Source organism: Streptomyces sp. NPDC055506 (assembly GCF_053643595.1).
This window is the reverse complement of record NZ_JBSHKH010000014.1, coordinates 24,272-38,362: the sequence shown is the minus strand read 5'-3', so window position 1 is coordinate 38,362 and position 14,091 is coordinate 24,272. Positions and strand designations below refer to the sequence as shown.

The 14,091-nt window shown below is 74.1% G+C and carries 11 protein-coding genes and 1 tRNA gene; 6 read left to right on the top strand and 6 right to left on the bottom strand.

The annotated features are described in order from the left end of the window. Window positions 1-50 precede the first annotated feature (50 nt). Complete coding sequence (fxsT, locus tag ACWIF2_RS08320; protein ID WP_454359343.1) at window positions 51-3,674, bottom strand: FxSxx-COOH system tetratricopeptide repeat protein; 3,624 nt, start codon at window positions 3,672-3,674, stop codon at window positions 51-53. Window positions 3,675-3,801: 127 nt separating this feature from the next. After that, a complete protein-coding gene (gene fxsA, locus ACWIF2_RS08315) occupies window positions 3,802-3,996 on the bottom strand; it encodes an FxSxx-COOH cyclophane-containing RiPP peptide (protein ID WP_311128909.1) in 195 nt (64 codons plus the stop codon). Window positions 3,997-4,194: 198 nt separating this feature from the next. Between fxsA and ACWIF2_RS08310 the strand changes: the two genes are divergently transcribed. Further along, window positions 4,195-5,427, top strand: coding sequence for an FxsB family cyclophane-forming radical SAM/SPASM peptide maturase (locus tag ACWIF2_RS08310; protein WP_454359342.1), 1,233 nt, complete (start codon window positions 4,195-4,197; stop codon window positions 5,425-5,427). Then, on the top strand, window positions 5,424-6,794 hold the full coding sequence (locus ACWIF2_RS08305) for an aKG-HExxH-type peptide beta-hydroxylase (RefSeq protein WP_454359341.1): 1,371 nt from the start codon (window positions 5,424-5,426) through the stop codon (window positions 6,792-6,794). The genes ACWIF2_RS08310 and ACWIF2_RS08305 overlap by 4 nt, the downstream gene beginning before the upstream one ends. Before the next feature lie 89 nt (window positions 6,795-6,883). On the opposite strand, the gene ACWIF2_RS08300 is transcribed toward ACWIF2_RS08305, so the two are convergent. Continuing rightward, window positions 6,884-6,961 (bottom strand): 50S ribosomal protein bL37, encoded by a 78-nt coding sequence (locus tag ACWIF2_RS08300; RefSeq protein WP_370443954.1) that lies wholly within the window; start codon window positions 6,959-6,961, stop codon window positions 6,884-6,886. A 231-nt stretch (window positions 6,962-7,192) separates the two neighbouring features. Between ACWIF2_RS08300 and ACWIF2_RS08295 the strand changes: the two genes are divergently transcribed. Together ACWIF2_RS08295 and dapE are read left to right on the top strand one after the other, a co-directional pair. Then, window positions 7,193-8,659, top strand: coding sequence for an amino acid permease (locus ACWIF2_RS08295; protein WP_454359340.1), 1,467 nt, complete (start codon window positions 7,193-7,195; stop codon window positions 8,657-8,659). Further along, a complete protein-coding gene (gene dapE, locus ACWIF2_RS08290) occupies window positions 8,656-9,753 on the top strand; it encodes a succinyl-diaminopimelate desuccinylase (protein WP_454359339.1) in 1,098 nt (365 codons plus the stop codon). Before ACWIF2_RS08295 ends, dapE begins: the two co-directional genes overlap by 4 nt. Before the next feature lie 30 nt (window positions 9,754-9,783). Here the strand turns inward: dapE and ACWIF2_RS08285 are convergent, their stop codons facing one another. Further along, complete coding sequence (locus ACWIF2_RS08285) at window positions 9,784-11,385, bottom strand: PucR family transcriptional regulator (protein WP_454359338.1); 1,602 nt, start codon at window positions 11,383-11,385, stop codon at window positions 9,784-9,786. A gap of 175 nt (window positions 11,386-11,560) precedes the next feature. Between ACWIF2_RS08285 and ACWIF2_RS08280 the strand changes: the two genes are divergently transcribed. Beyond that, window positions 11,561-12,478, top strand: a complete 918-nt coding sequence (locus ACWIF2_RS08280; RefSeq protein ID WP_454359337.1) for a chorismate synthase — start codon at window positions 11,561-11,563, stop codon at window positions 12,476-12,478. After that, complete coding sequence (menC, locus tag ACWIF2_RS08275; protein WP_454359336.1) at window positions 12,475-13,596, top strand: o-succinylbenzoate synthase; 1,122 nt, start codon at window positions 12,475-12,477, stop codon at window positions 13,594-13,596. Before ACWIF2_RS08280 ends, menC begins: the two co-directional genes overlap by 4 nt. Window positions 13,597-13,652: 56 nt before the next feature. On the opposite strand, the gene ACWIF2_RS08270 is transcribed toward menC, so the two are convergent. Together ACWIF2_RS08270 and ACWIF2_RS08265 are read right to left on the bottom strand one after the other, a co-directional pair. Beyond that, window positions 13,653-13,726: transfer RNA gene (locus tag ACWIF2_RS08270), tRNA-Pro, on the bottom strand. A gap of 43 nt (window positions 13,727-13,769) precedes the next feature. Beyond that, complete coding sequence (locus ACWIF2_RS08265; protein ID WP_454359334.1) at window positions 13,770-14,051, bottom strand: hypothetical protein; 282 nt, start codon at window positions 14,049-14,051, stop codon at window positions 13,770-13,772. Window positions 14,052-14,091: the final 40 nt, after the last annotated feature.

Here is a 14,091-nt window from a genome sequence, read left to right as displayed (position 1 = left end):
CTCACCTTTCCGTCGAGGAACCGTCCGGGCGCCGGGGCCGGTGTCCGGCCCTAGATGCCGGGCAGTTCCAGATCGATGTCGAAGTCCCTGGCCGGCGCCGTGCGGGCGGCGGTGCGGGAGGTGAGCCAGGCGTGGTGCGCGCCCACCCTCCGGCCATCGGGCCGATGCCCCATGTCCAGGTCCCGCAAACGGCGCAGGGCACGCTCGGCGAGTCCGGTCGCCTCGTCCGCGCGCCCGGCCGCGGCCAGGGTCGCCGCGAGGGAGTTCTCGGCGGCGGAGACCCAGGGGTGGCTGTCGCCGAGCCGGTCCTCCAGGAGGTTCAGGGCGGCCCTGCCGGTGGCCTCTGCCTCGTCGGCGGCGCCGGCGGCCCGCAGGTACACCGCGTGCCGGACCCCGGACAGTCCGGCGTAGGGGTGCCAGGCACCGAGGGTGCTCTCCAGGGCGCGGCCGCACTGGCGGGCCTCGTGTTCGGCCTCGTCGTGCTTGCCGAGCGCGTGCAGGTCGGCCGCGAGGCTGAAGCGGCAGCGCAGGGTGTCCAGGTGGTCGGCGCCGAACCGGCCGGTGGCTTCGGCGAGCACCCGCCGGTCGCGCTCCAGGGCCTTCTCGTAGCCGTAGACCCGCTCGTGCGAGCGGGCGGAGTTGTAGGTGATGCGCCGTTCGCTGACGGCCAGGCCGAGTTCGATGCTCAGCCGGGTGCCGGTCGCGACGTCGCCGTGCCGGTGCAGCCACTGCCGCAGCAGGTCCTGGGACTCCGCGTCGCGGCCCAGCGTGCGGTAGACCCAGGCGAGCAGGTCGGCGGACCGCCAGACGGCCGGGTCGTCCTCGCCGCCGACGGCCTGGCGGTAGCGGAACCGTGCGAGGAGCCGGGCCAGCGAGTCGGCGGCCCGCCCGCTCAGCGCCTCCGTGAAGGCGAGGTTGTGCTCGGCCTGCACGGTCGCGCGGTGCTGCGGTCCGAGCAGCAGCGTCAGGCCCTCCAGCACCGGCCGGGCCTGGAAGAGCGCGTCGGAGAACCTGCCGAGGGAGCGCAGCACGGCGCCGTAGGAGTCGGCGGACAGCAGCGTCCTCGGGTGCAGGGGGCCGAGCAGTCTGCGGTGGCCGCGCAGGGCCTGTTCGGAGAGCTGGCGGGCCTGTTCGTAGTCGCCGTCGAGGCGGTGGGCGCGGGCGGTGAGGTTGAGCAGGCGCAGATACTCCGGTGACGGGTCGTCGTCCCGCGGGCTCCAGGCCTCCCGCGCGCGCTCGGAGATGTCGAGCAGCCGGGCCAGGTCGGCGGTCTCGCCGCGCTGGCTCAGGGCGTTGAGATGGCGCAGCATGGAACGCCGGACAGGGGGGCGGTCGTCCTCCCACAGACGCAGCGAGTACACCTCGCGTGCCCAGTCGGCGGACAGACCGCGGTTCTCGTCCGGGGTGAACTCGGCGAGGGTGCCGCGCAGCACCTCCTCGATGCGGGCGCGCTCGTCCGGTTCCATGGCGTCGCGGACGGCGTCCCGTACGGCGTGGTGCTGCCCGAGGGGCTGGTCGGGCCGGTCGAAGTCGACCTCCATGAGCCCGACCCGGGACAGCGCCCACAGGGCGACGCTCACCATGTGCTCGTCGGGCAGCCGGGTGTCGGCCGGGGGGCGGCGGGTGACGAAGTCGCGGGTGTCGTCGCGTGCCAGCTCCGCGAGGATGCGTCTCGACCTCAGCAGTTCGAGTCCCATGCCCCGGCCGGTGAGCAGCGAGGCCGCGTTCAGCAGCCAGCCGAGGGCGTCGCTGGTGCGGCTCTCGGCGCGCCAGGCGGCGGCGCCCGGGGTGTGCAGCACGGTCTGCCGGGCGACGCGCACCATGACCGCCACGGGCGGGGCCGCGCCCTCGTTCCGTTCGAGCATCGCCTGCTGGGCCGTGCGGTACTCGGCGAGGAGGTGTGCGACGGCGGCGCGGGCGGCCGTCTGGTCGCTCATGCTGTCGTCGCGCCGGTGTGCCGCGGCGCGCTCGGCGAGGCAGAGGGCGGCGATGCGCACGGCGAGCGGGACGAAACCCAGGACCTGGCCGACCCGCTGGGCCTGCTCCTCGTCGATCTCCGCGAGCCGTTCGCCGAGGACGCCCCGGCATTCGGCGGGCGACATGGGCGGCAGGGCGAAGGCCGCCATGTCCCCCGCGGCGGGGGCGGTGCGGCTGGTGATGAGGACGTGCCCGCGGGCATGGGGGGTGGGCAGCAGCTCCCGCAGCCCGTCGGGGGATTCGGCCCCGTCGTAGACGAGCAGCCAGCTCTGCGTGTCGGCGCGGGAGAGGTGGTCGAACAGCGCCGGGGAGGCGCCGTCTCCCGTCGTGACCAGGTCCAGTCGGCCGGCGAGCCGGTTCAGGCCGCGCCGGGCGCGGGGGATCTCCCAGGAGCGCACCCACCACACCACGTCGTAGGCGGAGCCGAAGCGGTGGCACAGCTCCCGTACGGTCTCGCTCTTGCCCCAGCCGCTCGCGGCGTGCACGACCAGCGGGGTGTGGTCCCGGCCGGCCGTGTGCAGCTGCTCCAGGAGACCGCCGAGGACGTCGTCCCTGCCGACGAAGCCGCTGTAGCGGGGGGCCACGTTGGTGACGGCGGGCAGCCGCGGGAACCTCGCGCCGGGCGGGCCGTCCGCCGGGGGCGGGGCGCCGAGGCCGAGGCCGGCGTACAGCCGCCGCACGGCCTCGTCCTCGTCGGTGCCGCGCAGGTCGATGCGCTCGTGGTGGGCGGCGCCCGCGTCCGGGAAGGGCTCGTCGGCCAGGACGATCCGGACGTCGGGGTGGGACAGCGCGGCGAGCTGGGCCAGCGCCGCGTGGTCCATGTCCGCCGGGGAGAGGAACAGCAGCGCCGTGCCGGAGGCCGGCCGGTCGCCGGAGTAGGCGTCCTGGGCGCGCAGTTCGGTGCGGATGCCGCCGCGCCGGAACTGGTCCTCCAGCCAGGCGGCCCAGGGGGCGTGACGCTGGGAGTGGACGAGGGTGACCCGGCCGAGCGGCACCGGCCGCCGGTTGCGCAGCCAGTCGGCGAGCCGTTCGTAGTAGGGGCGCAGCCCGGTCACCGAGCCCTCGGGCTCGCTCTCGACGGCGAGTTGCCGGGTGTCCAGGTAGAGCGGGTGGTACGGGATCTCCAGGAAGGCGACCTCGGAGGTGCGGGAGGTGCGCGAGAGGGGGCCGAACTTGCCGCGGACCCGTTCGCGGGCGCCGCGCAGCCGGTCGTGCGACTCGACGTTGCTCTTCAGGCCGAGGGCCAGCAGCCGTACGGGCCGGTCGGCGCGGCCGCCGCTCAGCTGCTCGGCTAGGGCGGCGGAGCCGTCGATGGACCAGGCCGTCATGGCGAAGCAGAGGACCAGTGAGTCGGCCAGGGCTCCGAGTCTGCCCTCGGGGGGTGCGCCGGGCGCGTCGGGCAGCGGGGCTTCGACGAGGACGTGGTCGTGGCGCAGGGCGTCCGGGTCCGAGGCGAGGGCGAGGAGGGACGCCGCGTCCGGGCGGGCCACGGAGGCGATCCGGCCGGGCACCGGCTCGGGCACCGGCGCTCCCGCCGGCGCGCCGGTGGCGCGGCCGTCCACGATGAGCACGCTGCGGTTGCTCGCGGCCAGCAGGTCCGCGACGTTGCGAACGGTCGTGCTGACTCCGAGGTTCTCCGCGGTGGAGCAGAAGAGGGCGAACCGTCCCGAGCGGTCGGCTGCGTGGGTGTCGGGCATGGCCACTCCGCTTCGGACGGAAGGTGCTGGACGGTGGGGCACGACAGTCAGGGACGGTCATTATAGGGCGGGTTGCCCCTGATCAGGCGGTTTCGCGCTCGACGGTGGCGTCGCCACGCGGTGCCGGTCACTGGCTCTCGCTGAACCCGGTGACGAAGGGATCTCCCGCCGTGCGCCCGGTGCGCAGCCGGCGCAGGGTCTCCCCGAGCACGGAGGGCGGCAGTGCGGCGAGGTCGTCCAAGGGCACGTCGGTGAGGTCCAGCACGACGGACTCCAGGGTGGCCTCGCCCTGCTCGGCACCCGCTTCCTCGAGCTCTGCCATGGGCCATCCTCCGCGGCTCGTGTCCAGTGTTGACGTCCCCACAGGGTGGCTTCCGAAACCGGCTACTTTCGGGCGGGGGCCGCGCGGTCGACGGAATCTCGATGTTGACGGTCTGTCACCGGCGCCGAATACTGGGCCAAATGGCGTGGCCGGCCGGGTGGGCACCGGGCCGGCCGGCATGCGAACCGGGGGGTACGTATGAATCGACTGCGCCATGCGGAGCCGCCGTGGCCGGTCGCGGACGACGTCGTGGCGAGGGAAGCCGCCGGATGGGTGCCCCTCCCGTTCCACTCCTTCGTACTGAAGATGCACAGCCGCTGCGACCTCGCCTGCCGCTACTGCTACATGTACCGCTCGCACGACACGAGTTGGCGTGAGCAGCCGCGCACCATGGCACCGGACGTCCTCGACCGCACAGCCGAGCGCATCGCCGGGCATCTGGCGGCGCACCGGGTGCGCGAGGCCGGGGTGGTGCTGCACGGGGGCGAGCCGCTGCTCGCCGGGGAAGCCGCGCTCGGACGGGCCGCCTCGGTCCTGCGCTCGGCCGTGGGCCCCGGGGTACGGCTGCACCTCGCGCTGCAGACCAACGGCGTACGGCTGACCGAGCGCTGGCTCGACCTGTGCGCCGCGCACGGCATCCGGGTCTCGGTCAGCATCGACGGCGACCGCGCGGCACACGACCGGCACCGGCGCGGCGCCGACGGGCGCGGCAGCCACGCCCGGGTCGCCGCCGCTCTGCGCCTGCTGTCCGACGGGCCGCATCGCGAACTGTTCGCGGGCCTGTTGTGCACGATCGACCTGCGCAACGATCCGGTGCGCTGCTACGAGCACCTGCTGACGTATCGGCCGCCGGCGGTGGACTTCCTGCTGCCGCAGGGCAACTGGCACACTCCCCCGCCGGGGCTGCGGCCCGGCCTGCCGGGCACGCCGTACGCGGACTGGCTGTGGCGGGTGTTCGAACGGTGGTACGGAGCCCGACGGCGGGAGACCCGGGTGCGGCTGCTCGAGGACATGATGACGCTGCTGCTCGGCGGCGCCCCGGAGACGGAGGCCCTGGGCCTGGCCCCGGTGCGGTACGCCGTGGTGGAGACGGACGGCTCCCTGGCCCAGGACGACACGCTGCGCACCGCCTATCACGGTGCCGCGCGGACGGGTCTGCACGTCGGGCGGGAGTCCTTCGACGCGCTGCTGCGCCATCCGGGCGTGGCGGCCCGCCAGTGGGGCGCCGACGGGGTGTCCGCGCAGTGCCGCGACTGCCGGCTGCTGCGGGTGTGCGGGGGCGGCCACTACGCCAACCGCTACCGGCCGGCCACCGGGTTCGCCAACCCCAGTGTCTACTGCGCCGATCTGACCGCTCTGATCGACCGGGTCAGGGAGCGGCTCGCCGGGGACCTGGACCGGCTGCGCGACGCCCCGGCGGAAGCCGCATGAGGCCCGTGCCGCTCCGTGTGCCCGGCAGGCTCTTCACCGCGATCGCGACGGGCGGCGGCGGGGCCGAGGCCCTGGAACTGCTCGCCCGCGCCGAGTACAGCCGCCGCCTGGCCTGCGCCCACGCCGTCACCGAGGCCGCCCGTGACATCGGCGGCGACGTGGCCGATAGGGCCGGACAGGCCTGGGAACTCCTCGCCGCCGCCCACCGGGCCGATGCCCGGGCGGTGTCGGCGGTCCTCGCGCACCCGTCGGCGGGCACCGCGCTGATCGGCCTGCTGTCCCGGCTGGACCACGTCGTCGAGGGCGCGGCCGAGGCCGGTGCGGAGAGCGAGCCGCCGATCCAGCGCTTCAGCGCCCTCGCCGCGGCCGCCGCGGTCCGCGCGGGTGTGCCCGCACGGGTGCGGTGGCCTCTGACGACGGACCTGGTCTTCCTGCCCTCGCTCGGTGGTGCGCGCTTCCCCGGCGCCTGCCCGGGTGACGTGGCCGAGGTGCTGGTCGATGCCGACGGAGGAGCGCGGATCGGGGTGGCGGGGCGGAGTGCCGTGCCCGGCCCGGTCGACGTGCCCCGGGCCCCCTACGGCTCGGCGGGGCGGTGGCGGGCGGCGCACCGGCTCCTGGTGCTGGACACCGGGGCGCCGCTCCTCCTGGACGACCTCGACCCGCTGCGCTTCCCGGGCGTCCCGGAACAGCCGCTGGGCCTGGCGGCGGACGATCTGCGCTGGTGGCAGGCCACGACCCGGGAAGCCTGCGACACCCTCCGGTCCCACCACCCGGGGACCTACGCCGAACTGGCCGCCGGCCCCCGCACTCTGGTCCCCCTCGGCAGCAGCGGCAGCTTCAGCGGCAGCAGCGCGGAGGCGTTCGGCTCCATGGCGCTGTCCCGGCCCCGCAGCGGGCGCGGTCTCGCCCTGTCCATGGCCCACGAGTCGCAGCACAGCAAGTTCGCCGCCGTACTGCACTTGTTCGACCTGTTCGAGCCGGGCGGCGAGGAGCGCTACTACGCGCCGTGGCGTCCCGATCCCCGGCCCCTGCTCGGGCTGTTCCACGGGGCGTACGCGCATCTGGGCGTGACGGACTTCTGGAACCGCCGCCGGGCCGTGGAGCAGGACCCCGGGGAACTCGCCCGAGCCGAGGCCCAGTTCGTCCGCTGGCGCACCGGCGCCCGGGAGGCCACGGAGGTCCTGCTGGCCTCCGGCCGCCTCACGCCCCTGGGGCAGCGCTTCGCCCGGACGATGCTGGAGACCCTCGACGGCCTGTGCCGCCTCCCGGTACCGGCCGAGGCCCGGCGCCGGGGGCTGGCCCTGGCGGCGGAGCACCGGGCGGAGTGGGTGCGCAGGAACGGGGTGCCGGAGGCACAGCTGATCTGAGGGACCTGGTCGTACCGGGCCCGCGAACGCGTTCGGGTGGGTGGCAGATGCCACCCACCCGAGTGCGTCGGCGTACCCGCAGGACTTCGTCAGGACTGCGGACGGCTGCCGTGGTTCGCGCCGTTCTTGCGGCGGGCCTTCTTCTTGCGACGTCGCTTCGAGGACATCGAACCTCCTCTTTCTTGCTTTTCTGGCTTTTGCTCACTGTCCACCGGATTGTCGCATCCGATGATCACAGAGCGCCTTTCCAGTCGTCGCCACGGCAAACACATGTACGCGAGGCATTGGCCGGAAGGCCAAAGCGGCCTCCGTCGTCTTGGCCGACGCGCACACCCCACTCCACGCCCCCGTTCCGCATCATCAAGGGCCGAAGCGGGAGTCGTGGGAGGAGTGAACGCGTGGACGGTGTGCGAACCAGGCCGCGGAGATCCGTTGGCGAGGCCGGGATCCGCAGCAGGCTGACACGGCGGCGGGACGTCGCCGATCTGGTGGCGGAGGCCGGCGGCGGTCAGCTCCGCCGGACCATGGGGCTCACCCAGCTCACGCTGCTCAGTGTGGGTGCCACGCTGGGCACCGGGATCTTCGTCGTACTCGGCCAGGCGGTGCCCGAAGCGGGCCCGGCCGTGGTGTTCTCCTTCGTGCTCGCCGGGCTCACCGCGCTGTTCTCCGCCCTGTCCTACGCAGAGCTGGCCGGCATGATCCCCGGTGCCGGGTCCTCGTACAGCTACACCTACGCCACGCTCGGCGAGCTGGCCGCCTGGGTCTGCGGCTGGTGTCTGGTGCTGGAGTACGGCGTCTCGGTGGCCGCCGTCGCGGTCGGCTGGGGCCAGTACGTGAACGAGCTGCTGGAGCTCACCGCCGGCTGGACGCTGCCCGCGTCGCTGGCCGCCCCGCCCGGCGCGGGCGGTGTGCTGAACGTCCCGGCCGCCGCGATCGTCGCCCTCGCCATGGTGGTGCTGCTGCGCGGTTCCCGGGAGAGCGCTGTGGTGAACGCGGTCATGGTGGCGGTGAAGGTGGCCGCCCTCGTGCTGTTCTGCGCCGTCGCGTTCACCGCGTTCCGCGCCGGCAACTTCCGGCCGCTGTTCCCGCTCGGCATGGCCGGGGTGAGCGCGGGCGCCGCCTCGCTGTTCTTCTCGTACATCGGCTTCGACGCCGCCTCGACCGCCGGTGAGGAGGCGAAGAACCCACAACGCGACCTGCCGCGCGCCATCCTCCTCTCCCTCGGGCTGATCACCGCGCTGTACTGCGCGGTGGCCGTCGCGGCGGTCGGCGCGATGCCGTGGCAGCGGTTCGCGGGCACCGAGGCCACCCTCAGCGAGGTGCTGGTCCAGGCGGTCGGCGGCGGCGAGCTGTGGCCCGTCCTGCTGTCCGTCGGGGCGGTCGTCGCCACCACGAGCGTCGTACTCGCCGTGCAGTACGGGCAGACCCGCATCCTGTTCTCGATGGCGCGTGACGGACTCGTCCCGCCGCTGTTCGCCAAGGTCCACGCACGGACCGGCGTGCCCCGCGCCAACACCGTCATCGTGTCCGCGTTCGTGATGGTGCTCGCCGCCCTGGTACCGCTGGGCGCGCTCGCCGACGCCACCAGCATCGGCACACTGTTCGCCTTCGCACTGGTCAACGGTGCCGTGCTGATCCTGCGCCGGCGCAGCCCCGGTGCGCCGCGCGGCTTCCGGGTACCGCTCGCGCCCCTGACCTGCACGCTGGGCGCCCTGGGCTGCGGATACGTGATGTGGGGACTGGGCGCCGAGACCTGGACCGCGTTCGGCCTGTGGATGGCCGCCGGAATGGCCGTCTACGCGCTGTACGGCATCAGACACTCCCGGCTCGGCCGGGACGCGTCCCAGAAGGAGAGCACCGAATGATCCCGCTGGACCCGGCCGCGAATCCGGTGGACCCGGTGGACCCGGTGAATCTGCTGGACCTGGTGGACCTCACCCGAGCACTGGTGGACACCCCCTCCGAGAGCGGCGAGGAGGCCGGCCTCGCCGACGCCGTGGAGTCCGCGTTGCGCACTCACCCGCACCTCACCGTCGTACGCGTCGGCAACTCCGTCGTGGCCCGCACCGATACGGGCCGTTCCGAGCGCGTGATCATCGCCGGACACCTGGATACCGTCCCTGCCGCCGGGAACCTGCCCTCCCGGCTGGACGGCGAGCGGCTGTACGGACTCGGGGCGTGCGACATGAAGGGCGGCGTCGCCGTCGCCCTGCGGCTCGCGGCCGGCCTCGCCGCACCGGTGCGGGACGTGACGTACGTCTTCTACGAGTGCGAAGAGGTCGCCGGCGACCGGAACGGTCTGAAGCGCATCGCCGACGACCGCCCCGACCTGCTCGAAGCGGACCTCGCCGTTCTCATGGAACCGTCCGACGCGGGCGTCGAGGCGGGGTGCCAGGGCGTCCTGAACGCGGACATCACGGTGCGCGGCGAGCGCGCCCACACCGCCCGCTCCTGGAGGGGCGTCAACGCCGCGCACCGGGCGTCCGCCGTGCTCCGGCGCCTCGACGAGCACAGCGCCGAGCGGATCGTCATCGACGGACTGGAGTACCGCGAGGGGCTGAACGCGGTCGCCGTCCGCGCGGGCGTCGCCGACAACGTCGTCCCCGACACCTGTGTGATCAGCGTCAACCTGCGTTTCGCGCCGAGCCGTTCGCCCGAGCAGGCGGAGGCGTATCTGCGCGCGCTGTTCCCCGAGTACGAGGTGGAGGTCACCGAGGTGGTGCCGGGGGCCCTGCCCGGGCTGGGCCAGGGGCCGGTGGCCTCGCTGGTCGAGGCCCTGGGTGCGGTGCCCCGCCCCAAGCTGGGCTGGACGGACGTGGCCCGCTTCACCGCGCTCGGCACGCCCGCGCTCAACTACGGCCCCGGCGACCCGACGCTCGCGCACACCGCCGGTGAGTACGTGCCCGTCGGTCAACTGCGGGAGTGCGAGCGGCGGCTCGCCGCCTGGCTGAGCGGCTGACCACCCACGCAAGACAGCCGGCACCGGGCGTCAGGACGGGCCGGCGCCGCTCAGACCCCCGAGCGTGCGCGACTGCAGCCACAGCACCAACCGCTCGTCCGGGTCGTCCAGATCGACACCGAGGTGCTGCCGCACCTGTCTGAGGCGGTACCGGCAGGTGTTGGGGTGGACGGCGAGCAGCTTGGCCGCCCGCGCGACGTCGCCCCCGGCGTCCAGCCAGCACACCAGGGTCCTGGCGTATTCGGTGCCGTGCCCGGCGTCGTACGCCAGGACCTCCTGCCAGGCCCCGGCCGTCAACGCCCGCTGCCCGTCCATGAGTTCCCGCAGCCGCAGCAGCGTGACCCGGGCCCGTACCTCCGTCACGACGGCGACGTCCTCCTCCGGGCCGAGCACCCGCAGCACCAGGTCGGCATCGTCCCGCGAGCCGCGTACGGCCGCCGGCTCCGTCACCGCCTCGCCCAGCCCGGCCCGCACCCGGATCCGCAGCGCCTGGGCCGCGCGCCGCACGATGTCCTCGGCAAGGCGCCGGTGCCGCTCCTTCCGCCCGCCCAGGCCGCTCGGCTCCGCACCGGTCACCGGCAGCAGCGCGTACACCCGCCCGTCGACCAGCACGCACGCGTGCCGCCCGTACCGCGCCTCGCAGTGCAGCCGTACGAGGTCGAGCAGCCGCGACGCGGTCTGTTCCTCGTCGGGTGTGGACACGGCGCCGTCGAGGGCGAAGGCCACGACCCGTACCGGGGTTCCCTCGGCGAAGCCGAGGCGGTGCGCGGCGCCCTGATCGGCGCTGCCGTCGAGGAGCCGGCGCAGCAGGTCGCCGGTCAGCTGCCTGGACAGCTCCTCGCCGGCCCGCGCCCGCAGCATGAGCAGGGCGGCCGTGGACGCGCCACGGGCGAGCGCCTCCTCGCTGTCGGGGGCGAGATGTCCGTCGTCGACGACCCACACCGAGCCGAGCGTCTCGCCGCCCGCGCGGACCGCCACGGCGAGCCGCGGCAGCTCCTCGCCGTCCAGCGCGGCGAGGCGTACGGGGCCGGGGGCGGCGAACAGGACGCGGTACTGCTCGCTGTTCTCGGGGCTGGACGGCACCTGACGGCCCAGGATGCCCTGCCGCCGGGCCTCGTCGACGGCCTGCCGGGGCAGGGTGGAGTAGGCCAGGATCCGCTGCCGGGCGTCCTCGATGACGGTCGCGCCTCCCACTGCCGCGGCCATCGCGTTGGCCAGCGAGAACAGGTCTCCGAACGCCGCGTCGCCGTCACCCGGTCCCGGCCGGGACCCGATCGCCGAGGCCAGCAGCAGATGGACGTGATGCCAGGCGGCGTCCTCGTCGACGGCGAGCAGCGCGAGGCCGTGGGCCTTCGCGGCGGCCACCGTCTCGGGCTGCGAGGCCCCGCCCCGTACGACGAGTCCGGCCACCCCGGCAGCGGCGGCGTCACGCGCCAGCGGCTCGACCTGGTCCGGCGGCAGCCCGACGGTCAGCACCAGGGCCCCGGGCGCGCTGCGCGGGAACGGGTCCCCGTGGCCGTACAGGAGGATCTCGGAGACGGGCTTGGCGAGGCCGTCCGCCGGGGCGGTGAGCACGCGGAGCAGGGGCTCGCCGAGGGTGCCGATCAGTTCCTCGAGGGTGCGGGCGTCCATGGGGGGGTCGGGCTCCTGGGACGGTGGTGTACGGAGGGGTCGGCGGGTTTCTCGGGTTCTCGGGTTTCTATCGGACCCTGTTCGCGGTCGTCCTTGGCCGATCGCAACAGAGGCACGTGCCTTCATTGTGCCTGCCGACAACGGCCGTCGGGCCCCGGCGCCGGAGACTCACCGCATGACACCTGTGACGATCTCCGCCGCCGGGCCGCCCGGGCCGGCGGAAGCGCCCCGCACGGCCGGGGGAACAGTGCCCGGTGCCTGGGCGGGCATCGCGGACGCCGCGGCCCGCACCGCGGCGGTGACGGTCCGTACCGTGCACGACGTGGCCGGGATCCACGCCGTGGCCGGCTTCCTCGCCGACGTGTGGCAGACGCCCAGGGCCACCCCGCCGTACCCGGCCGAGGTGCTGCACAGCCTGGTGCACGCCGGTGGCGCGGTGCACGCCGCGTACGCCCCCGGACCGTCGGGCGAGCGGCTCGCCGGGGCGGCGGTGGCGGTGTTCGGCGCCCCCGCCGAGCGGGACGTGTACTCGTTCGTCGCGGCGGCGGCCGGGGCGGGCCGGGGCGTGGGCTTCGCCGTCAAGCAGGCGCAGCGGGTGTGGGCGCTGGAGCAGGGCGCCACCACCATGCGCTGGACCTTCGATCCGCTGGTCCGCCGCAACGCCCGCTTCAACCTGGTCAAGCTGGGCGCGGTCGGCAGCGAGTACCTGGTCGACTTCTACGGGCCGATGAACGACGGCGTGAACGACGGCGACGAAAGCGACCGGCTGACCATCACGTGGGACCTGGCGACGGGGACCACGCGCACGGACGACCCCACAGCTGACCGCTCGGCGGCCGGCGTCGTGACCCGGGCACCGGACGGCGGGCCGCTCGCCCTGCGCGACGGGGACCGGCTGTGGTGCCGGGTGCCCGAGGACATCGTCGCGCTGCGCGCCGCCGACCCGGCCGTCGCGCTCGCGTGGCGGCACGCCGTCCGCGGGGTGTTCACCGAGGCGTACGCCGAGGGCCTGCGCGCGACGGCCATGTCACGTGACGGCTGGTACCTGCTGACCCGTTCGTCGTGCGACACCCCCGGCGAGAGGCAGCGATGAAGCTCGAACGGGTGGAACTGCTCCACGTCGCCATCCCGCTCGTCGCCCCGTTCCGCACTTCGTTCGGGACGATGAACAGCAAGGACACCTTCCTGCTGCACGTGGTGACCGACGAGGCGGAGGGCTGGTCGGAGTTCGCCGCCGACCCCGAGCCCCTGTACTGCTCGGAGTTCGTCGCCGGCGCCGAGATGGTCATCCGGGACTTCCTGCTGCCGCGCGTGGCCGCTCTCCCCGAGCCGACGACGGCGGCCGTCGGCCCCGCCATGGCCTCCGTCAAGGGACACGAGCTGGCCAAGGCGGCCCTGGAAACCGCCCTCCTGGACGCCGAACTCCGCGCCTACGGAATGCCTTTGGCGACGTTCCTGGGATCAGTGCACGAACGGGTGCCCGCGGGCGTCTCGGTCGGCATCAAGAACTCCCTGCCCGAACTGCTGGACGACGTCGAGCGCTACCTCGCCGAGGGCTACCTCCGTATCAAGCTGAAGATCGAGCCGGGCTGGGACGTGGAACCGGTGCGCGCGGTGCGCGAACGCTTCGGCGACGCACTCCCGCTCCAGGTCGACGCCAACACCGCCTACACGCTCGCCGACGCCGACCATCTGCGGCAACTCGACGCCTTCGGACTGCTGCTGATCGAGGAGCCGCTGGAGGAGAACAACCTCCACGCCCACGCGCGGCTCCAGCGACGTCTGCGCACCCCGGTCTGCCTCGACGAGTCGATCCACTCGGCGCGCGACGCCGCGTCCGCGATCGCGATGGACGCCTGCCGGGTCGTCAACGTCAAGCCGGCCCGCGTCGGCGGCTACCTCGAAGCCCGCCGCATCCACGATGTGTGCACCGCCCACGGTGTGCCGGTGTGGTGCGGCGGCATGCTGGAGACGGGCATCGGCCGCGCTCCCAACCTGGCGTTGGCCGCCCTCCCGGGCTGCACCCTCCCCGGGGACACCTCGGCCTCCCACCGCTACTTCGCGGAGGACATCACGGAACCCTTCACCCTCCACGACGGCCACCTCCCCGTGCCCACGTCCCCCGGCATCGGCATCACCCCCCTCCCGGACGCCCTCGCACGCTTCACGACGTCGAGGCGGGAGCTGTACGCGACAGGGCCCCGGGCATGACCGAGGGCCGGTTCCGGATGCCTCCGAAACCGGCCCTCAGCCGCGACTCTCACAAGTCGGGACGACAGGATTTGAACCTGCGACCCCTTGACCCCCAGTCAAGTGCGCTACCAAGCTGCGCCACGTCCCGATGTGTCTCGCGCGGGTGAGCCGCGTGATCACGCAGGTCAACCCTACCGCACCCGGGGAGGGGCCTCGGCCTCGCGGCCCTCGTGGTGGCTCCGGCCGATCTGGGCCCCGGTCCGGCCGGCGAGGCCCACGGTCGAGACGGCGACGGCGAGGACGGCCCACCAGGGGATCTCCGCCTTGGTCGCGTGGCCGGCGCAGGCCGCGACGGCCAGGAGTGCCGGGACGGCACCCCCGATCAGTCCGGCACGCCGGACGGTTCGGTGCCGCGTCTCGTCCACGTCGTGGTCCCCCTTCGCCTGCGCGATCGCGCGCCCTGGGGAGCTCAACTCCCGGGCATATGCCGCCAACAATACGCGAAGTCGACGG